General features: G+C 70.8%; 17 protein-coding genes and 1 pseudogene. 7 read left to right on the top strand and 11 right to left on the bottom strand.

The window, feature by feature from the left end; translation table 11 throughout:
- Complete coding sequence (locus tag ACZ3I4_RS07100; protein WP_465380952.1) at window positions 1-660, bottom strand: alpha/beta fold hydrolase; 660 nt, start codon at window positions 658-660, stop codon at window positions 1-3.
- On the bottom strand, window positions 642-1,685 hold the full coding sequence (locus ACZ3I4_RS07095; protein WP_465380951.1) for a hypothetical protein: 1,044 nt from the start codon (window positions 1,683-1,685) through the stop codon (window positions 642-644). Before ACZ3I4_RS07095 ends, ACZ3I4_RS07100 begins: the two co-directional genes overlap by 19 nt.
- A 109-nt stretch (window positions 1,686-1,794) precedes the next feature.
- Between ACZ3I4_RS07095 and ACZ3I4_RS07090 the strand changes: the two genes are divergently transcribed.
- From ACZ3I4_RS07090 to ACZ3I4_RS07075, 4 genes are all read left to right on the top strand, one after another.
- Window positions 1,795-2,688, top strand: a complete 894-nt coding sequence (locus ACZ3I4_RS07090; protein ID WP_465380950.1) for a CPBP family intramembrane glutamic endopeptidase — start codon at window positions 1,795-1,797, stop codon at window positions 2,686-2,688.
- Window positions 2,685-3,941: a sensor histidine kinase gene (locus ACZ3I4_RS07085; protein ID WP_465380949.1), complete on the top strand. Its 1,257-nt coding sequence runs from the start codon at window positions 2,685-2,687 to the stop codon at window positions 3,939-3,941. The genes ACZ3I4_RS07090 and ACZ3I4_RS07085 overlap by 4 nt, the downstream gene beginning before the upstream one ends.
- Window positions 3,942-3,969: 28 nt before the next feature.
- Window positions 3,970-4,614 carry a response regulator gene (locus ACZ3I4_RS07080; RefSeq protein WP_465381161.1) on the top strand — a complete coding sequence of 215 codons (645 nt, stop codon included), beginning with the start codon at window positions 3,970-3,972 and terminating at the stop codon, window positions 4,612-4,614.
- Window positions 4,615-5,666: 1,052 nt separating this feature from the next.
- On the top strand, window positions 5,667-7,130 hold the full coding sequence (locus tag ACZ3I4_RS07075) for a protein adenylyltransferase SelO (protein WP_465380948.1): 1,464 nt from the start codon (window positions 5,667-5,669) through the stop codon (window positions 7,128-7,130).
- A gap of 68 nt (window positions 7,131-7,198) precedes the next feature.
- Here ACZ3I4_RS07075 and ACZ3I4_RS07070 read toward each other — a convergent pair whose 3' ends face one another.
- Together ACZ3I4_RS07070 and ACZ3I4_RS07065 are read right to left on the bottom strand one after the other, a co-directional pair.
- Window positions 7,199-7,531, bottom strand: coding sequence for a YciI family protein (locus ACZ3I4_RS07070; protein ID WP_465380947.1), 333 nt, complete (start codon window positions 7,529-7,531; stop codon window positions 7,199-7,201).
- A gap of 327 nt (window positions 7,532-7,858) precedes the next feature.
- Window positions 7,859-8,974 (bottom strand): epoxide hydrolase family protein, encoded by a 1,116-nt coding sequence (locus ACZ3I4_RS07065; protein WP_465380946.1) that lies wholly within the window; start codon window positions 8,972-8,974, stop codon window positions 7,859-7,861.
- A gap of 199 nt (window positions 8,975-9,173) precedes the next feature.
- Between ACZ3I4_RS07065 and ACZ3I4_RS07060 the strand changes: the two are divergent.
- Window positions 9,174-9,536: pseudogene (locus ACZ3I4_RS07060) on the top strand (MarR family winged helix-turn-helix transcriptional regulator); the annotation flags it as partial.
- Here the strand turns inward: ACZ3I4_RS07060 and ACZ3I4_RS07055 are convergent.
- Genes ACZ3I4_RS07055 through ACZ3I4_RS07025 form a run of 7 tightly spaced genes read right to left on the bottom strand, consistent with a single transcriptional unit; the run spans window position 9,518 to window position 18,258 of the window.
- Window positions 9,518-10,813, bottom strand: a complete 1,296-nt coding sequence (locus tag ACZ3I4_RS07055; protein WP_465380945.1) for a sensor histidine kinase — start codon at window positions 10,811-10,813, stop codon at window positions 9,518-9,520. The pseudogene ACZ3I4_RS07060 and the gene ACZ3I4_RS07055 overlap by 19 nt on opposite strands.
- Entirely contained in the window at window positions 10,810-11,466 is a 657-nt protein-coding gene (locus ACZ3I4_RS07050) for a response regulator transcription factor (RefSeq protein ID WP_465380944.1), read from the bottom strand. Before ACZ3I4_RS07050 ends, ACZ3I4_RS07055 begins: the two co-directional genes overlap by 4 nt.
- 58 nt (window positions 11,467-11,524) lie before the next feature.
- Complete coding sequence (locus ACZ3I4_RS07045) at window positions 11,525-12,775, bottom strand: cation:proton antiporter (protein ID WP_465380943.1); 1,251 nt, start codon at window positions 12,773-12,775, stop codon at window positions 11,525-11,527.
- Window positions 12,776-12,791: 16 nt separating this feature from the next.
- On the bottom strand, window positions 12,792-14,117 hold the full coding sequence (locus ACZ3I4_RS07040; RefSeq protein ID WP_465380942.1) for a cytochrome P450: 1,326 nt from the start codon (window positions 14,115-14,117) through the stop codon (window positions 12,792-12,794).
- A gap of 34 nt (window positions 14,118-14,151) precedes the next feature.
- A complete protein-coding gene (locus ACZ3I4_RS07035) occupies window positions 14,152-15,222 on the bottom strand; it encodes an alpha-hydroxy acid oxidase (protein ID WP_465380941.1) in 1,071 nt (356 codons plus the stop codon).
- Window positions 15,219-16,751 (bottom strand): NAD(P)-binding domain-containing protein, encoded by a 1,533-nt coding sequence (locus ACZ3I4_RS07030; RefSeq protein WP_465380940.1) that lies wholly within the window; start codon window positions 16,749-16,751, stop codon window positions 15,219-15,221. The genes ACZ3I4_RS07035 and ACZ3I4_RS07030 overlap by 4 nt, the downstream gene beginning before the upstream one ends.
- Window positions 16,752-16,761: 10 nt before the next feature.
- Window positions 16,762-18,258 carry an aromatic amino acid ammonia-lyase gene (locus tag ACZ3I4_RS07025; RefSeq protein ID WP_465380939.1) on the bottom strand — a complete coding sequence of 499 codons (1,497 nt, stop codon included), beginning with the start codon at window positions 18,256-18,258 and terminating at the stop codon, window positions 16,762-16,764.
- 62 nt (window positions 18,259-18,320) lie between these two features.
- Between ACZ3I4_RS07025 and ACZ3I4_RS07020 the strand changes: the two genes are divergently transcribed.
- The gene (locus tag ACZ3I4_RS07020) at window positions 18,321-19,883 is read left to right on the top strand and encodes an NAD(P)-binding domain-containing protein (protein WP_465380938.1); all 1,563 of its coding nucleotides are present in this window, start codon (window positions 18,321-18,323) and stop codon (window positions 19,881-19,883) included.
- Window positions 19,884-19,915: 32 nt separating this feature from the next.
- Window positions 19,916-21,307, top strand: a complete 1,392-nt coding sequence (locus ACZ3I4_RS07015) for a class I adenylate-forming enzyme family protein (RefSeq protein WP_465380937.1) — start codon at window positions 19,916-19,918, stop codon at window positions 21,305-21,307.
- Window positions 21,308-21,343: the final 36 nt, after the last annotated feature.

The raw sequence follows: 21,343 nt of genomic DNA, 5'->3' as shown, positions 1-21,343 counted from the left end.
TCAGGCCCGGCCGACGTAGCTGTCGAGCAGGGCGGCCAGCTCCCGCGGATGGCTCAGCGCGGGAGTGTGACCTCCGTCGATCTCGTCGGGCGTGATGCCCAGCCGTTCCTGGGCGACCCGGCGCACGAAGCGCGGCGGGAACAGGCGGTCGTCGCGGCACAGGATCACTCGGGTGGGCACGGCGGGCCACTCCTGCATCGGCGACGGCTCAGCCATCCGCGCCTCGGACTGGTCCTTGCCGCGCTCGACGGCCTCGGCGGCCAGCCCGGGCTCGACGTCCGGATAGAACAGCGCGATGGTGCCGTCGAAGTCCCCGGTCGGCTCCCGGTCGTATCCGGTGTTCGCCCAGTAGTCGACGACCGACTCGCCGGGCGCCGGGATCATGGGAGCGACCAGCACGAGCAGGTCAGCCGGAACGCGTTCGCACACGAGCGGCGCGGTGAACCCACCCACCGACTGCCCGACCACGACCAGCTCGTCGGTGCGGCCGCCGATCGCCTGCACGACCGCGTCGGCATATTCGGCGAGGCCGGCCGAGTCGTCGTCGCACGGCAGATCGGGGGCGACGGTGTCGTGGCCGCGGGACCGCAGCTCGGCCTCGACCAGATGCCAATACCACCCGACGTCACCCGCACCGTGGATCAGGACGAACGTGGCCACTGCGCCTCCCCGTGCTCCCGCTGCAGCGCTTCCGCCTGCCGAGCACCCACATATAGCAGAAACCCGTCCTCGTGCGGGTGAGCGGCGGCCACCAGACCGGGCGCCACGTGCACGATGCTGTCCCGCTCGGGGAACGTCGCCGGCGCCAGCGGAACCCGGGTCAGCCCGGACGTCAACCGGGTCAGTTGCTCACCGGTGATCACGGCCTGACCGCCGTACGGGGAAGATGTCGCCGCCTCGACCAGCGCCAGCTGCAGCAACACCCCGCTGAGCCGTTCACGATCCGGTTCCCCGTCGTCGTACACCACCGGGTCGTCCTCACCGGGCTCGATGACCTTGACCCACGCGCCCTGTTCCTCGGCGGCGAAGACGACACCACCCTCGTCCTCGTCGTACTCGAGTTCCTCCGGCGGATGAACGGCGCCGTAGATCACCGGCTTGCGCGCGGCCAGCTCGTAGAAGGCGGCGAGCGGCGGCGGCACCGGCACCGCGGCCACTTCGGCGGCGGGCTCGACCGCCGGAACGCCGGCATACCAGCCCCGCAGGAAGGCCCGCATCGCCGCGACCCGATCCCGCGGAACGTCGGCCACCCAGCCGATCCCCGCCAACGCCTGCGCCGGACGGGACCGCATCCGGTCGAGCAGCGCGGGGGAGAGAGGCTGCTCCAGCTCCAGACCGACTTCGCGCAGCTCCACCCCGCCGGGCTGCCCCGGCCGGTCCGCACCGTACGTGCGCACCTGGCGGAGCCGGCCGAGCGCGAAACAGCCTGCGTTCCCGCGCACGAACCCGAGCCACGGCCGGTCGAAGCTGTGCAGCCACTCGGCGACCGGCGCCGGAAACGGCTCACGCAGTTCCACTTCGTCCCGCCCGGCCAGCCGGCTGCCGGCCTCACCGGACGGAACGACAATCACGAAGGCCTCCGCTCCGCGCGCGTACGTCACCGGCCCGGCCTGCACGACCACGGCATCCGCCCCGGCCGCCCGCAGAGCCACATCCTCCGCGACCAGCCCTCCCGATTCGATCACCGCACGATGATAGAGAGCCGCCAGCGAAACCCGGGGTAGGGCTGTCCCCCAGATCCTGCTGGCGGGCAGCATCATTACCGGCCCGGGCCGGCGGTCCTAGTTTCGGCTCATGTCGTTCAAACAGGTTGTTGTCGATGGCGAGCGCCGCCCTCGGACGGGGTGGCGCATCTTCGGGTACTTCGTCTGCTGGTTCGCGCTGTACGGGGGTGTGCTGAACCTGGTCGCCGGCCCGCAGCCGACCGTCGTACGGAATGTGCTCGGTCACCTCGTCGTGGTCGGTGCGGTGGCCGGCCTGACCGCGGTGTTCCGGCGCTTCGTCGACCGGCGTTCCTGGTGCGACATCGGCCTGGTCGTACCGGATCGCCGGCAACTGGCCGGGATCGGCGGCGGGTTCGTGGCCGGAGTGACGGCGGTCGGTCTCTGGTTCGCGGTCCAGGTGGCGCTCGGCACAGCGAAGGTCACCGGTTGGGAACTGACCGAACGCGGCGTGACCGCAACGATCGGTCTGCTGGCCGTCGGTCTGCTGTATTACGGGACCGCTGCGGTGACCGAGGAGGTGGCCTTCCGCGGATACATCTTTCAGAACCTGCGCGAGCGGCTGCCGATGCTCTGGGCGGTCCTCGCCACCGGCCTGCTCTTCTCCTCGGGACACTTCCTCGGCGGCTCGTCCGGACCGGTGCACGCCGCGATCGGCTTGCTCGACTTCGTACTCTTCTCCTCGTTGATGGTCCTCACCCGGCTCCGGACCGGCGCCCTATGGATGGCGATCAGCTTCCATGCCGCCTGGAACTGGGCCCAGGACTACCTTTTCGGGACGGGGGTCGCCGGTGAGCCCGACTATCACAACGCGTTTGTGCACGTACGGCTCCACGGGCCGTCGCTGCTGGTCGGCGGGCCCAACAATGCCGACACCGATCTGCTCACGATCCTGCTGGAGGTCCTGTTGATCGCCGGGTACTGCTGGCACAGCCGCGCCCGCAAGCCGGCCGGGGTCCGGGCATGAGACGAACCCGCACCGAGCTCCTGTATGCGGTGATCGGCTTCCCCTGGGCCGCGGTGAGCATGGTGGCAGTCGCCGCGCTCCTCTTTGCCGGCGCCGCCCTGTCGATCACCGTTGTCGGGCTGCTGGTGCTGGCTGTCGCACTGGTCACCGCACGATCTGCGGCGGCCGTGGATCGCGCGCTGGCCGGCCGGCTGCTCGGAGTCACCGTGCAGCCTCCGGGCCCGCGCAGGCCGGGACGTGGTCTGGCCGGGTGGGTCCGGAGCCGGCTGCAGGACGCAGCCGGGTGGCGCGCCGTGCTGTACCGCGTCGTGAAGGTGCCGGCGGCTTTGCTGGCCGTCGCGGTCACGGTGATCTTCTGGGGGTACGGCCTGCTCGCTCTGACCTATCCGGCGTGGTGGTCGTTCGTGCCGGTGCAGACCGACAGCCACGGTCGCGCTCACACGGGTCTCGGCCTGCTCGGAGACACCTACCTGGACAGCTGGCCGCGCGCCGTCGCCACCGCTGGTGCCGGGCTCGTCCTGCTCATCCTGGCGCCGTGGGCGGTGCGCGCCGCGGTGGCAGCGGACGCCTGGCTCATCCGTGGCCTGCTCGGCGGACGCCGCAGCGACGAGCGGATCCGTGACCTGGAACAGACTCGCGCGCACGTTGTGCGGGACGCGGCGACGAAGCTTCGAGCCATCGAACGCAACCTGCACGACGGCGCCCAACCTCAGCTCGTCGCCCTGGCGATGCGCTTGGACATGGCCCGCACCATGCTCGCCGGCGACGCCGCACCGCCGGACCTGGAGCGCGTCCTCGCCTTGATCGACTCGGCACACCGCGGCGCCACCGAAGCGATCGCCGACCTGCGCGACCTCGCTCAGGGCATCCATCCACCGATTCTCGACAGCGGTCTGGAAGCCGCCTTGCACACGGTCGCGGCCCGCAGCGTCGTTCCCGTCGACCTGTCCGTCACCCTGCCGCGCCGCCCCGCCGCGGTCGTCGAGACCTGCCTGTACTTCTGCGCCACCGAACTGGTCAACAACGCCGCCAAGCACAGCGGCGCGCGACGGGTCACCATCGACGTGAGCGATCGGCACGGTGTGATCCGTCTCGTGGTCACCGACGACGGGAACGGCGGCGTCCGCCTCGGCGGCGGCACCGGGCTGGACGGGCTGATCGATCGCCTGCGCGCGTTCGACGGCCGCCTGCGCGTCGACAGCAGGCCGGGCGGGCCGAGCACCGTCACCGTGGAGGTACCTGATCATGTCTGACCCGCACTGGTCACCATCCCCGTCGCGACTGCGGGTCGTCATCGCCGAGGACGCCGCCGTCCTCCGCGACGGCCTGGCCGAGCTGCTCGACTCCTACGGCCACGAGGTCGTCGCCGCGGTCGCCGACGCCGACGCGCTGCTCGCCGCCGTAGCCGAGCACGACCCGGACGTCACCGTGGTGGACATCCGCATGCCACCCACACACACTGACGAGGGCCTGCGCGCCGCCGTCGAACTACGCCGCACCTATCCGCAACGCGGTGTTCTGGTCTTCTCCCAGTACATCGAAGCGCGATACGCGACCGATCTGCTTGCCGTCCGCGCAGGCGGAGTCGGATACCTGCTCAAGGACCGGGTCACGAACGTCCGAGCCTTCGTGTCGGCGCTGGTCCGGGTAGCGGCCGGGGAAACCGTGCTGGATCCCGACGTCGTCAGGCAACTGGTCGGCGCGAATCGGCAGCGGGAAACTCTCGACCGGCTGACCGCCCGGGAACAGCAGGTGCTCACCCTGATGGCCGAGGGCCGCTCCAACACCGCGATCGCCCGCCTGCTCGCGGTCAGTGACGGCACTGTCGAGAAGCACGTCAGCGCCATCTTCGGCAAGTTCGGCCTGGCCGCCGCCGACACCGATCACCGCCGGGTGCTCGCCGTCCTGCGGTACCTCAAGGGCTGAGCCGCTCGAGCAGCCTTGCCTCCGCTGCGCCGGCCGCTCCCGGCAGCCGGTCGAGCCACGAGGGCCTGTGTTCTGCCTGAAGAACAGCATCTTCGGCGCCAGCGAGACGGCCGCCGGCAACCCCGATTTCGACCGGGCCTTCGCCGACCCTCGGGACAGCGACGCGGCGCCCGGCCCTCGCAATCATCCGAGTTGAGTGCACTCGGTCATGCTGAGAAAGAGAGCGGGCTTCGGTCGCACTGCGTCCAGCGGCGGCATTCTTCCCACCATCTCTCAAACGATCATTTCTGTGAAGCTTCTCCTGTATACCTGCTGCTCTGATACTGGGCTTATGACAAGCGCCGATGCGCCACGGCACAGTGGCAGTTGGATCACGATCCCAAGCAACCGGGACGGCCACCAGGTTCTTGATGTTCTATGCGAAAGTCTCCAGATTGGTCAAGATGCGGCGATTTGGACGGCAGTTGGGGCCGCAGCAAACATCGCCTTGCATTCGCCGCTGGGGCCTCAGGCGGTCGTGCAATTAGCCGGGAATCCTACTTATGCGGCCCGCGTTGGCCGGCAGCGGCGTTCATGGACCGTTGGAGCGTCTGTCTTACTCGTCGTGGCATTCGGCATCGGATTCCTTCTCGGTCACATTTTCTCGTAACGGTCACAGAGGTCGACTGCTACTGCAGTAGGCCCAGCCGAGACGAGGCCGCCATCGCTGCAAATCCAAGGAAGTAAGGACATTGGACCCGATGAACTTGTCCGTTTCCGCGTCCCTGGTTGCCGCCGGCTCGGGTCTCTTCGTTGTGGCTTTGCTCATTGAGCCGCGCGGCGTCGCTGAAAGTGTTGGGACAGGTATCCCGACTGGTTGGTTCACGACCGGTCTCACTCGTCACATCGCTGGATTACGAGAGCGGGAGCAAAATCCTGGACCCGTGGGTGGTCGGCGCCCAATCGCGCTCTGCTGTCGCCGCCTCGGCTGCTGAGCACGCGGCGACCCCGCGACTGGCCTCGGCGGCCGTTGACGCGGGGCCGTGGTCGGCGCCGGTGGGTACCCTTGATTGGTGAGTGTTGCTCCGCTGTCTGCCGTCGCCCTGGATCATCGTTTCGCGCGTGAGCTGCCGGAGATGGCCGTTGCCTGGCGAGCCGAACAGGCCCCGGACCCGCGGTTGCTCGTGCTCGATGAGGCGCTGGCCGGCGAGCTGGGTCTGGATGCCGCCGGGCTGCGCAGCCCGGACGGTGTGGGGCTGCTGGTCGGCACCAGCGTCCCGGACGGTGCCACGCCGGTGGCGCAGGCCTACTCCGGGCATCAGTTCGGCGGGTTCAGTCCGCGGCTCGGGGACGGGCGGGCGCTGTTACTCGGCGAGCTGGTCGACGTCGACGGCCGTGTGCGGGACCTGCATCTCAAGGGCTCCGGGCGTACGCCGTTCGCGCGCGGCGGGGATGGCCTGGCCGCGGTCGGCCCGATGCTGCGCGAGTACGTAGTCAGCGCCGCCATGCATGCGCTGGGCATCCCCACGACGCGTTCTCTCGCTGTGGTGGCGACCGGGCGCACGGTGCGCCGCGAGGACTTGTTGCCGGGGGCGGTGCTCGCCCGGGTCGCCAGCAGTCACCTGCGGGTCGGGAGTTTCCAGTACGCGCGGGCCACGGGCGACGTTGCTCTCCTGCGTCGTCTCGCCGATCACGCGATCAGCCGGCATCACCCGGGTGCCGCCGAGGCCGAACAGCCCTATCTTGCTCTGTTCGAGGCGGTGGTTGCCGCCCAGGCGTCACTGATTGCGCGGTGGATGCTGGTCGGTTTCGTGCACGGGGTGATGAACACCGACAACATGACGATTTCCGGCGAGACCATCGACTACGGGCCGTGCGCGTTCATGGAAGCCTTCGACCCGGCCGCTGTCTACAGCTCGATCGACCACGGTGGCCGCTACGCCTACGGCAACCAGCCACTGATCGCCGAGTGGAACCTTGCCCGGCTGGCCGAGGCCGTCCTCCCGCTGTTGCACGACGACGAGGAGCAGGCGGTCGCGCTCGCCATGCAGGCGCTGGGCGGTTTCCGGCCTCAGTACGATGCTGCCTGGTCAGCCGGCATGCGGGCCAAGCTCGGCCTGTCCGGCAGCGTCGACCAGACAGTCGTGTCGCCGCTGGTGCAGGAGCTGCTTCTGCTGCTCCAGAAGGACCACGTCGACCACACCTCGTTCTTCCGTGCCCTCGCCGTTGCCGGACGCGGCGATGCCCAGCCGGTGCGTCGCCTCTTCGTCGATCTCGCGGCGGTCGACGACTGGGTGACGCGGTGGCGCGCCCTGGGCCCGGACACCGACGCGATGGACCGGGTCAACCCGTTGTACATCCCCCGCAATCACCTCGTCGAGGAAGCCCTGACCGCCGCGACCGACGGCGATCTGGACCCGTTCCAACGGCTGGTGGAGGCCGTGACCGCACCGTACGACGAGCGTCCCGGCTTCGAGCGGTACGCCACTGCGGCCCCGCCGGACTTCGGCGCCTACCGGACCTTCTGCGGCACCTGAACACCGGCGCTCGCCACCCACGCTCATCTTGGTGACCACTGCCGATGAGCGGATGGTGTGGTCGGCGGTCACGGTGACTCGTGCAGCGGCCAGACCTCGACTACGCCATGCGCGACGGCGCAGGGCGTCCGCGACACCATGCGGATGGCCTCGGCCAATGTCGCGGCCTCGATGATGGCGAATCCGGCCACCGGCAGTGCGGAGGACATGAACGGCCCGTCGGATGTGATCACTTCGGCGCCATAGTGGTTGCGGACCTGGACCGGTCGGCCCGCGACGCCCATGTCGGTTCCATCGTGGCGCAGCCGGGCGTCGTGCGCGTGCGCTGCGTCCCGGACGCTGGGGTCGACGCGGTCGTACCCGGCCTGGTCGCCGTATCCGATCGTCACGAACTTGGCCATAGTGGTCCCCTCTGGTGCGGTGTCAGGCTTGCGCCAGAACTGATTGCATTTAGCAACCAGAGTGAGGGTACGTGACTGATCCCGCAATGCAACCAGTTGGCGGAGACTCGAACGCGGTCCCGCCGCCCGTCGACGAATCCGGCTTTGCCGCGATCCGCGCGCTTGTTGACGCCAGGAGAAGACTGGCGCTACAGCAAGGGCTGGGGTGACCACCCGCCACGGCCGGTGGTCGCGGCACGGGCCTTGAGCGCCGGTGGCTTGCGAGGAAGCCCCGGTTCAGGGTTGGTGCGGTTGGGGAGTCGCCGGGGCGTACGGATGCGTCGGTTTTCAGCGATGAGCGTTCACCCGGTAGGGGCGGAAGAACTCGCGTAGTTCCTGGGCGTAGATCTCGGGTTCCTCGATGGCGGCGAAATGGCCGCCGCGCGGGGCCTCGGTCACCCGGACGGTGTTGGCCACGCGGTCCAGCCAGGGGCGGGGTGGGTGGAGCAGGTCGGCGGGGAAGAAGGTGAAGCCGGACGGGACCTCGACCCGGCGTTGCAGCTGGGCCGGGTCGATTGCGGCGTTGGCGGCATACATGCGCATGGACGAGCCGATCGTGCCGGTCAGCCAATAGATGGTGAGGTTGGTGAGGATGTCGTCCCTGGTCAGGCTGTCGCCGTCGCTCCAGGCGCGCAGCTTTTCGACGATCCAGGCGGCCAGGCCGGCGGGGGAGTCGTTCAGGCCGACGGCGGCCGTTTGCGGCTTGGTGCGGTGCATCATCCCGTACGCCCCCTCGCGCGCGCCCCACGCGGCGGCCTGGGCGAGGAAGTCGCGTTCGGCGGGGGTGAGCGTGGCCGGGTCGCCGGTGAAGACGGGCAGGCCGGCGTCGGTGCGGTGCACGGCCGTGACGCGTCCGGGGTGGTCGAGGGCGAGACAGCGGGCGACCTGGCTGCCGATGTCGCCGCCCGCGGCCCCGAAACGGCGGTGGCCCAGGTCGGTCATCAGCGCGGCCCACAGGTTGGCGACGTCGATCGAGTTGAGTGGCTGGGCCGGCTTCTCGGAATAGCCGTAGCCGGGCATGTCGGGCACCACGACGTGGAACGCGTCGGCCGGGTCGCCGCCGTGCGCGCCCGGGTCGGCCAGCAGCGGGATCACCTTGGTGTAGCGCCAGAACGAGTCGGGCCAGCCGTGGCAGAGGATCAGCGGGAACGGGTCGGGGCCTCGGCCGGGGGCGTGGACCGCGTGGATGCCGTTGCGCCACACATGCGGGAACTCGTTGAGCGCGGCCTCCTGCTTGCGCCAGTCGAAACCGCCGGCCCAGTACGCCACCAGCTCGCGCAGATAGTCCACGTCGGTGCCCAGCTCCCAGCCGGCGTCCTCGGGCGCGTCGGGCCAGCGGGTGGCCAGCAACCGGGAACGGAGATCGTCGAGCGCGGCCGGCTCGGCTGGGGGCAGCATCGGCATGGGCCCGACCCTAGCCGCCCGAGAGGCACCGTAGTGTCCCGATTCACTCCATCGATAGCCATGGGTTTTCGTTATTTGCTCAGGCCGATGATCGGCTAGGCGACCGGCTCCCCGGCCAGAAAGGACTCGGCCTGCCGGTGCCGGCGGCCCCTCCGATCGCCCGGGTCCTCACCCAAGCCCGGCGGGCGGGCTCGGGCACGGTCAGTTCAAGATCCTGCTGGTGCTGCGCCGCGGCGGGCCGCCGCACGAGGCCCTCCCGTCCCAACTGGCCGACCGGCTGGGGCTGACCCGGGGAGCGCTGCCGGCCCGGCTGGGCCCGCTGGAGGAGGCCGGGCTGATCGAGCGGGGCCCCGGACCGGGGGATCGCCGCCCGGTGCGGGTACGTCTGACGCCGGCCGGGAACGACGCGTTCGAACGGCACGCGACCACCGAGAACCGGGGTGAGGCGTCGCTGCTGGCCGCCCTGGCCGCGGACGAGCGCCGAACGCTGGCCGGCCTGCTGCGCAAGCTGGTGCTGCGGACCGGTCCCGGGGGTGGGCCGGGTCAGCGGCGCGGGGCGTAGGCGCGGCGCGGGTGGGACCAGCGGACGCTCCGGAGCCGCGGCTCGCGGCGGCGGGGCTGCGGGGCGGCGGGCAGACTGACCGTGAAGGTGGCGCCCGCGCCGGGGCGGCCCTCGGCCACGATGGTGCCGCCGTGGCTGGTCACGACCTCTTGGAGCAGCGCCAGGCCCAGACCGAAACGGCGTTCCCCGCCGGCGGCGCCGGGTTCTCCCGCGCCCGGGCCGCGGTGGAAGCGGTCGAACAGGCGGTCGGCGGTGGCCGGGTCGAAGCCGGCGCCGGTGTCGTCGACGATCAGCTCGGCGCGGTCGCCCGCCGAGCGTACGGTGACGGCGATCCGGCCGCCCGCAGGCGTGTGGGTGAGCGCGTTGGTCAGCAGCTCGCCCATCATCCGGTGCAGGGCCGAGGCGATGCCGGTGACCTCGACCGGCCGGCCCGGCGTGGCCAGGGTGACCGTGACGGAGTGCTCCGCGGCTCGGTCGGCCTCCTGCGCCACGGCGGTCTCGGCCAGATCCGTGAGGTCGACCGGTGTCGTGGGCGGACGGTCGTCGGGGGTGCCGGCCAGGCGGGCCGACAGCAGCAGCTCCTCGACGATCTCGCCTAAGCGGCGGGTGGTGCCGACTAGGCGTTCCAGGTCGCCGCGGTCGTCGCTTCGCGCGCGCCGGGCCAGCAGTTGGGCGCGCGTGTGCACCTGGGCGATCGGGGTGCGCAGCTCGTGGCTGGCGTCGGCGACGAAACGGCGCTGCCGCGCGAGCGCCTCGGCCAGCGGGGCGACCGAGCGGTGGGCCACGATCAGCCCGGTGACCATCGCGGCGAGCAGGCCGATCGCGGCGGCCAGCGCGAACGCCCACAGCAGATGCTGACGGTCGGCCAGCTGATAGCGGGCGTCGAACACGACCTGGACGGCGCCGGTGGCGGTGGTCTGGGTGCGTACGTGATAGACCGTGCCGCCCCGGGGGACCGTGGTGATCTCGGTGGGGCCTCCGGCGGCCGCCCGGTCCAGCGCGTCGCGTCTCGGGAAGCCCGGCGGCGGCGTGGCCGGTCCGGCCTCGAGGCGGGCGCCGTCGAGGGTGATGATCCAGTTGCAGCCGGCCGGGCCGGAGACGGTTCCGTGCTCGGCGCCCCAGGCGAGCTCGCGCTGGATCTGGCGTTCCTGGCTGGCCACCAGGGTCGCGTAGGCCACCCCGCCGACGAGGGTCAGCAGCAGTCCCACGGCCAGCCCGACCAGCAGGCCCATCCGTAGCCTCGCCCGGCGCACGATCGCGCGTTCGGTCTCGGTCACAGCGTGCCCAGCCGATAACCCAGCCCGTGCACCGTACGCACCACGTTGCGGCCCAGCTTGCGTCGCAGGTAGTAGACGTAGGTGTCCACGATGGAGGCGGCCGCGGCCTCGTCGAACACGCGCGCCCGCAACTGGTGGCGCGGATGCACGGTCGCGGGGCGGGTGGCCAGCACCCGGAGCAGTTCGAACTCGCGCGAGGACAGCGCGACCCGGCCGCCGCCCGGCTTGACGACGTCGCGCATGGCCAGGTCGAGCAGGCCGTTGCCGACGCGCAGCACCTCGGTCGCGTCCGGTGTGCGGCGGCACAGGGCGCGCAGGCGGGCGCTCAGCTCGTCGAGGTCGAACGGCTTGGCCAGGTAGTCGTCGGCCCCCGCGTCGAGGCCGGCGATCCGGTCACCGACGGTGCCGAGCGCGGTGAGCATCAGGGCGCGGGCGGGCACGGCCCGGGAGCGCAGCCGGGCCAGCAGGTCCAGCCCGTCCAGCGCGGGCAGCAAACGGTCGATCACCATCACGTCGTACGGCCTGGTCAGGCCCAGATGCAGCCCGCGCTGACCGTCGGGGGCCTGATCGACCTCGTAGCCCTCGTCGCGCAACGCGTCGGTCAGCAACTCGCTCAGCTCGGTGTCGTCCTCGACGAGGAGAAGCCGGTGCATCCATCGACCCTGGCATATGTCCCGGTGTTTGCATAGGAAAAAGTTGAATATGCAACCTTCATCCCACCGGTTGCTTTTCCCGTACGGGAGAGAGCCGCCGCTCGCGGCGTTCGATCAGGCTCAGAAGCGGGGTCGTCATGAGCGTCGTGACCAGGGCGACCAGCACCAGCACGGTGAACAGCGAGGAGTTGACGACGCCGGCCTCCAGGCCCACGTTGAGCGCGATCAACTGCATCAGGCCGCGGGCGTTCATCAGCGCCCCGACGCGCAACGACACGGCGTTCGGCTCGCCCCGCAGCCGGGACGCGGCCCAGCAGGCCCCGAACTTGCCCACGACGGCGACGGTCACGCAGGCCACCGCGAACATCAGCACGGCCGGGTCGCCGAGCAGCCCGAACTCGGTGCGCAGGCCCGAGAAGGTGAAGAACAGCGGCAGGAAGACGGCCGACGCGAGCGGTGTGAGCGTGTTCACCACCTGGTCGGTCTCGGGGCGGCGGGGCATCACCACGCCCACGGCGAACGCGCCGAACACGGCGTACAGGCCGATCTCGTCGGTGTACCAGGCGATCAGGAACAGCAACGCCACCGTGCCGAGCAGGCGGCCCGGTTCGCCGATGCGCGGCGAGCCCATCAGGGTGCCGGTGACCCGCCGCCCGCCCAGCCACAGCGCCAGCCCGAACAGCACCGCGCCGCCCGCCGTGACGAAGGCCGGTCCGGCCTCGCCGGACGCGAACGCCAGCACGACGGCCAGCATGATCCAGGCCACCATGTCGTCGATCGCGCCGCTGGCCAGGGCGAGCGAGCCGTGGCGGGTGCCGGCCTGGCCGCGCTCGGTGATGATGCGGGCCAGCATCGGGAACGCGGTGATGGACAGGGCCACGCCGACGAAGGCCGCGGTGACGCCGATCGACACGCCCTCCTTGGCGATCGATCCGCCGGCCACGAGGACGAGCAGGGCGCCGAGAGCCAGGGGCGCGGTGATCCCGGCGAGCGAGACCGCGCCCGCGGTGCCGGCCAGCCGGGCCGAGCGGTGACTCGTGAACGCGTAGCCGGCCTGGAACATGAACAGCACCAGCCCGACCTGGCCGACCACATAGAGCACGGGATAGAGGGCCGGGGGAAAGAGCGTTTCCTGTACGCCGGGCAGAAGCAGACCGAGAAGCGAAGGCCCGAGCAGGACACCGGCCAGCATCTCGCTCACCACCGGAGGCTGGCCCACCCGGCCGAGCAGCCAGGCGACGAGCTTGCAGAACAGGAGAATCACCGCGACGGCGATGAAGAACCGTGGCGCCAGCTCGGTCGGTGTCACTGCCGTGCCTCCTCAGTCATGGGTGGACCTGCTCGAAATAGGTGGTGCAGAGCCGGCGGCGGCGGGCGTCGAACACCATCCAGGTGCCGAAGACCAGCTGCAGCACCGATCGGCCCGCGTTCTCCCAGCGATCCCGTACGCGCATCAGGCTCTGCCGCCATCGGCCCGGCGCGGGCAGTCCGGCCGGGGTGAGATAGGCCGGCCCGCGGCTCGGCAACGAGCGGGTGTGCGCGGCCGACGACGTGACGGCGAACCGTCGCAACGTCTCCCGGGTCGCCGCGCGCAGCATCACGGGAGCCACCCCGCGCGCCGGGCAGGCCCGATTGGCGGTTATCCCGTACGGGATGAAGTGTGCTTGTTTGCGCCGGAGCGTGAGCCAGCGGCCGGGGCGGAACTCGTCGTCACCGGCCGGACCGGTGCGCTGGAAGGCGAGATAGTTGAACAGCAGGACGGACCCCGGAGCGATCGTGACGCCGCTGTCCAACTTTATCGGCGCGGACGTGATGCGGTGCGCGATTCCGAACAGGGGGTGCACGCGCAGGGTCTCGTCGATCAGCCGGTCGAGTGCGTCGTCGTCCTCCGGGTCGGTGCCGGTGGTCGACGCGCACAGCAGGATGTGGGCCATCGCCTCGGACATCTGCACGACAGCCGTGTTGAAGAACGCGCCCTGCAGATACCAGGTCGTCTCCTCGGCGGTGAACGGTTCGGGCAGCACCACCGGACAGGTGCCGCCGTCCACCCGGGCCCGCAGATAGCGGGTGAGCCGGTCGCGCCGCCCCATCCGCCTCGGCCGGGTTCCCTTGAGCGCCGTGACGACGTCGTCCGCGTTGGCCACGATGAGGTCGCGGGCCTGACGGTCGCAGGGCTGCTGGAAGACGAGCTCGTAGTAGACCTCGGCCCACACCGGCATCATCAGATCCCGTACGCGGGTGAAGCTGGTGCGGTCCGGGCGGAGCTCGTCGAGGACGCGCCGGGTGGCCGCCGTGGCCAGCTCGTCCGAGCGCCGGTGCGGGAGGGCCAGCACGTGACGGGTCGTGCGGGCCACGGTGCGGTAGCGATCCCCGGGTTCGAGGTGTTCCTGGTGCATCTGAGGGCCAGGCGCGAGCCAGTACCAGAACAGGTCGGACAGGCCCGCTCCCCGGCTGCGCCCGTCGGCCGCCGGGTCGCTGTAGACGCGCTCGAACTCCTCGGCTCCCACCAGCGGACCCGGAACCGGGATGCCTTCCTCGCCGTTGATCCGCTTGAAGATCCATTCCCGGGCCCGTACGACGGCGGGCGGCAACCATCGGGGCAGGCTCCACAATCCGGCCCCGGCGATGACGGCGATCCCGAACCCGATCATCTGCCACCGCCCGCGGCCGCGACGATCCGCCCGGTCATGCGACCTGGTCCGCGCTCAGATCGGACGGGCGCCTGGCCCCGGTCAGGGTCAGGGTGTGAGCCAGCTCGTCCCGCAAGGACTCCAGCACCTGGCGGACGCCGTCCGGGCCGGACGTGGCCAGGCCCCAGATGACCGGGCGGCCGATAAGGACGGCGGTGGCGCCCAGGGCCAGCGCGACCGCGATGTCGGTGCCGCGGCGAACGCCACCGTCGAGCAGGACCGGGATCCGGTTGTCCACAGCCTCGGCGACCGCCGGGAGCGCCTCCACCGTCGCGATGGCGCCGTCGAGTTGCCGTCCACCGTGATTGGAGACGATCAGCGCGTCCACACCGTGCTCGACGGCGAGCCGCGCGTCCGCCGGATGGAGAATTCCCTTGAGCACGATCGGCAGCCCGGTGGACCGCCGCAGCCTGTCGATGTGCTCCCAGCTCAGCTCGGGGTCCATCGCGATGTCCCGGAGGCGGCCGCCCGCGTCCCGCATGTTCTCGCAGGCGAACCCGTCGGGCAGATCGTGGAAGCCGTGGTGCCTGTCCCGTTCCCGCCGGCCGAACACCGGGGAGTCGACCGTCACGACGAGAGCCCGGCATCCGGCCGCCTCGGCCCGCTCGACCACATGCCGCTGGAACGCCTCGTCCGGCTGTGGATAGAGCTGCATCCACAGGCCGGCGCCGGTCGCCGCGATGTCCTCCACCGGCTGGGTGGCCGCCATGCTGACGACCATCACGGTTCCGGCCGCGGCCGCGGCCCGCGCGGTCCCGGCCTCCCCGGCCGGATGGGCCAGCCGATGAAACGCCGTCGGAGCGATGAGCACCGGCATGCTCAGGTCGGAACCGAGCAACGAGGTGCCCAGATGCGGTTGCCCCACGCCCCGCAGCACCCGTGGCACTAACCGGCGCCGGGCGAACGCCTCCCCGTTGGCTTGCAGCGTGCGTTCCTCCCCGGCCCCGCCGGCGAAGAAGTCCCAGTGCTTCGGGTCCAGCACCGCCCGGGCCTGCGCGGCCGGGCTGCGGTTGTTTCCGCGGAGCGCGTCGGAAACAACCGCAGCGGCCCGGTCGGCGGCCGTCATCGCCGCAGGCAGCGGGAGATGAAGGCGGTCAGCGGGGCGACGTGGACATCGGGCCGGTCCCACCGGTTCTCCAGGTTCTCGGCCATGTGGTGGGTGGCGGCCACCTCGCCGCCCGTGTGGAAGCGGACGACCGGATGCAGGTAGGCGGCGTCGTGGGCCTGGCCGGGGGAGTCCTGGGCGATCCGGCTCACCGTGATGTCGAACGGGTCGACCTGGTCGTGGCCGGGACCGTATTCGAGGGTGACGACGAAGGCCGGATCCGGGCCCACCCCGCCCTCGGTGAAGTAGTCGACCGGCACCTCCTCCAGGTATCGGCCCCGGGTCGTCACGACGTCGGCCAGGAAGCCGAACTGCTGCCACAGGGCCGACGTGCGGTTGATCCGGGCGACGATCGCGTCGGTGAGACCCTCGGGCGTGTCGTCCACCGGGACGGACGGCCACGGTCTTCCGGCGTACCGCTGCTCGAGGATCTTGTGGAGGGCCCGCACGCTGTACCGGAAGCCGTGGATGAACCCGCTGGTGGATTTCTTGAAGTCGCGCTGCTGGGTGAGCGTGCCCGCGAAGTACAGGCCGGGGACGTCGACCGATTCCCAGGCGGAGGTCTGCGCCGGCAGGCGGTCGTTGATGACCAGCGACGGGCGGGCGCTGTCGTCGAAGATGCCCGGGTCGAACGCGAACCCGGTGCAGACCAGCACCCGGTCGTACCGGAGCTCCTTGATCACCTCGTTGGCCCGCGCGAAGGCGAACGTCACCTTGAACTCGGCGCCGTCCTTCTCGATGCCGCGGACGGTGCCGTCGAGGATCGCGTTGGCCGACTTGAGCTGGTACGTGTCGAGGAAGTTGTTGTTGACCGCGCGCAGGTGACCGACGTAGTGGGTGCGCCACGCGAGCCGGATCGAACTGGGCCCGGCCACATGGATGAGCGAGGTCGTCTCGATCAGGTTGTCCGCGGTCTCGAACGCCGAGTTCCCCTTGCCGATGATCAGCACCCGCTGATCGAGGAAGTCGCCGGGATCCACCGGCATCTCGCCGTAGCCCTCGGCCAGTTCCAGGCCCGGGATGGCGGGCCGGTACTCCCGGGACACCCCGGTCGCGACGATCACCCGCCGGGCCCGGAACGTCTCGTCGCCCGCGCTCACCACGAAACCGTCGTCCGTGCACGCGACCCTGGTGACGCGCGTGTCGTAGCGCACCTTCACGCCGGTCTTGGCGGCGAAGTCGGCCAGGTAGCGCACCATCACGTCGGCGTCCGGGAAGTAGCGTCCGGTGTAGCCGGTGAACAGCAGGGCCGGGTCGTCGGTGAGCAGCGAGTTCCAGTCCATGCGCAGGTTGAGCTCGGAATCGCTCGTTCCCGTGCGCGGCTTGTTGATCGAGATGAGCGTGCGGTGCCGCGGATAGGTCCGGAAGAACGTGCCCGGGGCCTCGCCCGCCTCCAGGACCAGATAGTCGGATTGGTCGCCGTCCTCGAGCAGGGCGGCCAGCTGGAGACCGGCCGGCCCGGCCCCGATGATCAGGTAGTCGAGCGTCACGGACCGCACCCTACGAACCGGAAATCAGAGAAATATCAGTTTCCTCGAGTATCTGGGCGCAGATGTGCACTTCAGCCTCCAGCGGGCGGTCGGGATCGATCGGCGGAATCGCGTGTTCGAGCGAGGCGAGCAGGCGCGCGCAGACGGCGGAGGAGGGCCGCCGGGCGCCGACGTGCGCGGCCTGCCGCAGCCCCAGCGCGAGCGATCCGCACAGCAGCCGCAGCAGGTGAGCCTGATCGAGCGCGCGCAGGGCGGCCTGGGTGCCGAACGGGACGACGTCCTGGTTGTGCAGGTTCGTGGGCAGGCTCTGCATGCTGGCCGGGGTGGCGTCGCGGCGGATCTCGGCGATCAGCGCGGTGGAGGCCAGTTGCACCCCCTGCAGCCCGTGCTGCCGGCCCGGTCCGGCGGCCAGCATCGGCGGCAGCCCGCCGTTGCGGTGCGGGTCGACGAGCAGGTCGAGTTGCCGCTCGACCAGGTTGCCGACCTGGGCCAGAACGATCGCGAGCAGGTCCGCGGCGAAGGCGGCGGGCTGCCCGAAGAAGTTCCCGCCGTGCACGACGGCGTCGTCGCCCGGGAAGAGCAGCGGATTGTCGCTGACCCCGCCGAGATCGGCCTCGACGACGTTGTCCACATAGCGCAGGGCGTCCTCGGCCGCGCCCAGCAGCTGGGGAGAACACCGGATGCTGTACGGCTCCTGAAGCGGCCGATCGCCCGACGGTGTGCATCCGGTCAGCGCGGCCCGCATGTCCGCGGCCACCGCCGTCACGCCCGGGTGGTGGAAACGGGCGATCAGCCGTGGGTCGAGGAACTGCGGATCGCAGCCGAGCTGGTCGGCGAGCAGGCAGGTGAGCAGCTGGGCCGAGCGGTGCGATCGGCGGACGCTGTGCAGGGCGAGCGCGAGGGCGGCCGTGGTCAGTGAGGTGCCGTTGACCAGGGCGAGGGCGTCGCGGCCGTCCAGAGGCAGAGGTTCCAGTCCCGTACGCCGCAGGGCCTCGGACGCCGGCAGGCGCTCGCCGTCCACATAGGCATGGCCGCGGCCCCGCAACGCCTGGGCGGCCGCCCCGAGCGGGATCAGGTCGCCGCTGGCGCCGACCGATCCGAGCCGCGGCACGGCCGGGGTGAACGTCGTGCCCAGCATCGCGGCGAGCGCGTCGACGACGTGCGGCGAGGCGCCCGAGGCGCCCTGGGCCAGCGACCAGGCGCGGACGAGCAGAGCCGCGCGCACGACCGCCGGATCCAGATCCGCGCCCTGCCCGGCGCCGAGATGGGCGAGAGTGTTGTCGGCCTGATCGCGCTGGTCCGGGCGGCCGGCGTAGCCCACGAGCGCGCCGAAACCGGTGGTCGCGCCGTAGACGGCCCGGTCGTCGCCGAGCGCCTTGTCCAGGAAGCCGCGGGCGGCCGCCATCCTCTCGCGTACGGCCGGGCCGGTCCGGACGTCGATGGGCCGGTGGGCGGCCAGCAGGTCGGCCACCCGCAGTGGACCGCCCAGGTCTACCTGAATCGTCATGGGCCGGACGCTAGGGCCGAATTCTCAGAAGCCTCTGAAATCGTCCGGTTAGGTTCCGGCTCATGACGCACGAGTACCTGATCATCGGGGCCGGGCCGGCCGGGCTTCAACTCGCCGCCCTGCTGGAGCGCGACGGTCACGACTACCTCGTCCTGGAGGCGGGCGACGGGCCGGGCACGTTCTTCCGGACCTATCCGCGGCATCGCACGCTGATCTCGATCAACAAGGTGTGGACCGGGTCGGAGGATCCCGAGTTCAACCTGCGGGCCGACTGGAACTCGCTGCTCACCGACGACCCGGCGCTGCTGTTCAAGGAGTACAGCTCGCGATATTTCCCGGCCGCCGACGATCTGGTCCGCTACCTGGGCGACTTCGCGCGGGGATTGCGGATCTCGTACGACACGCGCGTCGACTCGGTCACGCGCACCGACGACGCGTTCGTGCTGACCGCGGGCGATCGCACCTTCTCGGGCCGGCGGGTGATCGTCGCGACCGGCGTGTCCCGGCTGCACGTTCCGCCTGTCCCGGGAGCCGAGCTGGCCGAACGGTACGACACCGTCAATGTTGATCCTCGTGATTTCGTCAATCAACGTGTCCTCATCGTGGGCAAGGGCAACTCGGGCTTCGAGACGGCCGACGCGCTGATCGAGACCGCGGCCGTCATCCATGTGGCCGGGCCGCACTCGATCAAGCTGGCCTGGCAGACGCACTACGTCGGTCACCTGCGCGCGGTCAACAACAACTTCCTCGACACGTACCAGTTGAAGTCGCAGAACGCCGTGCTGGACGGGACGATCGAGCGGATCGTCCGGCGCGACGACGGGGGATATCGGGTCGAGTTCCGCTATGCGCGCACGGCCGAGGCGGTGCGCGTGCTCGAATACGACCGGGTCATCCTGTGCACCGGGTTCGCCTTCGACGCCTCGCCGTTCGACGAGCCGGCCCGTCCCGAGCTGGCCATCAACGACCGGTTTCCGGCGCAGAGCCCGGCGTGGGAATCGGTGAACGTGCCCGGTCTGTATTTCGCCGGGACGCTCATGCAGCAGCGCGACTTCAAGAAGTCCACGAGCGGGTTCATCCACGGCTTCCGGTACGCGGTGCGGGCCCTCCACCACATCCTCGGCGTGCGCCACCGCGGCGAGTCGTGGCCGTCGGCGTCGGTGGACAACACGCCCGAGGCCATCACCGGGGCCGTCATCGAGCGGATCAACCGCACGTCGGCGCTGTGGCAGCAGTTCACTGTTCTGGGCGACGTGATCACGGTGGTGGACGGCGCCGCGTCGTACCTGCCCGAGGTGCCGGTCGCCTACTTCAAGTCGGGGGAGCTCGGGCCCTACGACTCGGCGTTCGTGGTGACGCTGGAGTACGGCCCCGACCACGACCAGGTGGACCCGTTCGACATCACGGTGCCGCGGATAGCCGAGAACGACGCCGCGGCCGCGCACGACGCCAGCTATCTGCACCCGGTTGTGCGCGCCTACCGATCCGGGGAGGTTGTCGCGACCCATCACCTGGCCGAGAACCTGGAGAACGACTGGAATCTGCCGCACGTGCACGTCGAGCCGCTGGCCGTCTTCATCAAGGGCGTGCTGGCCGAGACCCCGCCGCCGGGCGGCCGTCCGTGACCGGGGGCGCGACCGGAATCTGGCCTCAGGCTGTGCTGGACCTGCTCGGGGCGGCCGGTGGGCGGACCGTGTTCGAGGACGGCGACCGGCTCGTCTCGGGTGACGAGATGCTGTCCATGGTCCGGCGGGCGGCCGGGGGTCTGCGCTCGGACGGGGTCGTGGCCGGGGACGGGGTGGTGCTGCGGCTCGGCGTCAACGCGGAGGCGTTCGCCGCGATCATCGGCGCCTTCGTCGTGGGAGCCCGGCTGTCCGGCGTACGGGATCAGGTTCTTCCCCCGGATGCCGGGTCGATCGTGGTCGATGACGAGCGCGTCACCCTGTGGATGCGCGGGCCGGACCGTCCACAGGAAGTCGCCGGGCGGCCCGGGGATGTCGCCCGGGTGCTGTGGACAAGCGGCAGCAGCGGCGTCCCCAAAGGGTGCGGCCAGACCTACGCCTCGATGACGGCGGCCTGGGCGGCCCACCCGGACCGATGGCCGCCGGCCGTCCGGAGCCTCGCCTCACGGTTGCGGCGCTATCTCGTGTTCGGGTCGCTGACCAGCCAGGTCATGCTCGAATACGGCGTCCTGACGCTGGCCGCCCGGGGCACCCTCGTGGTGGCCCGGCCGCCCGGCTTCCCCGACGCCCTCGCCCGGCATCGGGCCACGGCCAGCGTCATCACTGTGGGCAAGCTGAATCAACTCGTCCGGGACCAGCGCGCGAAGCCGGCCGATCTGAGCAGCCTGCAAGCCCTGCTCGTGTCCGGCTCACCGCTGCCCGCCGGCCGGCTCGCCGAGGCCGTCGACGTGCTCGGGCCGGTGGTCTTCCACGGCTACGGGCAGACCGAGACCGGCATGATCGCCATGTTGACGCCCGACGAGATGACGCCCGCCGCCCTCGACTCGGTCGGCCGGCCCGCGGTCGACATCGACGTGCGTGACGGCGAAATCTATGTGCGGGCCCCCGCGCAGGCGTCGTCATACTGGAACGATCCGGACGAGACGGCCGCCGTCTTCGTCGACGGCTGGGTGCGAACACGCGACATCGGCGCCATCGGCGACGACGGCCTCCTGCGGCTGACCGGCCGCGCCCGCGACATCATCATCGTGCAGGCCGAACTCGTCTACGCGGGCGCGGTCGAGCAGGTGCTGGCGGCCGATCCCGCGGTGGCCGAGGCGTACGTGATCGGCCGCCCCGACGACAACACAGGCGAGGCGGTGCACGCCTTCGTCGTACCCGCTCCCGGCCCGGCGCCCGATCTCCGCGCCTTGACGTCGTCGGTGGCCCGGACCTTGGGCGCCCACGCCGCGCCCAGCACGGTCACCCTCATCGACCAGGTCCCTGTCGCTCCGAGCGGCAAGCCCGACAAACAAGCCCTCACCGTCCCGGCCGATTCCTGGACTTCGGGTGTCGGCGGGCCATCCATCGCCGCACTCGATCGGTAGGTGCCGGTTGTCGGTGAGTGTTTTGCCGTTTCGGAG

Source organism: Actinoplanes sp. NPDC021490 (assembly GCF_055562135.1).
Note: the sequence above shows the minus strand (reverse complement) of the source record. Positions and strands in the feature narration are given on the sequence as shown.

Bases quoted from the DNA above. Each gene is read 5' to 3' on its own strand.
- ACZ3I4_RS07090 (WP_465380950.1), top strand. From the start codon at position 1,795: ATGTCGTTCAAACAGGTTGTTGTCGATGGCGAGCGCCGCCCTCGGACG.
- ACZ3I4_RS07085 (WP_465380949.1), top strand. From the start codon at position 2,685: ATGAGACGAACCCGCACCGAGCTCCTGTATGCGGTGATCGGCTTCCCC.
- ACZ3I4_RS07070 (WP_465380947.1), bottom strand. From the start codon at position 7,531: ATGGCCAAGTTCGTGACGATCGGATACGGCGACCAGGCCGGGTACGAC.
- ACZ3I4_RS07065 (WP_465380946.1), bottom strand. From the start codon at position 8,974: ATGCCGATGCTGCCCCCAGCCGAGCCGGCCGCGCTCGACGATCTCCGT.
- ACZ3I4_RS07050 (WP_465380944.1), bottom strand. From the start codon at position 11,466: ATGCACCGGCTTCTCCTCGTCGAGGACGACACCGAGCTGAGCGAGTTG.
- ACZ3I4_RS07040 (WP_465380942.1), bottom strand. From the start codon at position 14,117: ATGATCGGGTTCGGGATCGCCGTCATCGCCGGGGCCGGATTGTGGAGC.
- ACZ3I4_RS07035 (WP_465380941.1), bottom strand. From the start codon at position 15,222: ATGACGGCCGCCGACCGGGCCGCTGCGGTTGTTTCCGACGCGCTCCGC.
- ACZ3I4_RS07025 (WP_465380939.1), bottom strand. From the start codon at position 18,258: ATGACGATTCAGGTAGACCTGGGCGGTCCACTGCGGGTGGCCGACCTG.
- ACZ3I4_RS07020 (WP_465380938.1), top strand. From the start codon at position 18,321: ATGACGCACGAGTACCTGATCATCGGGGCCGGGCCGGCCGGGCTTCAA.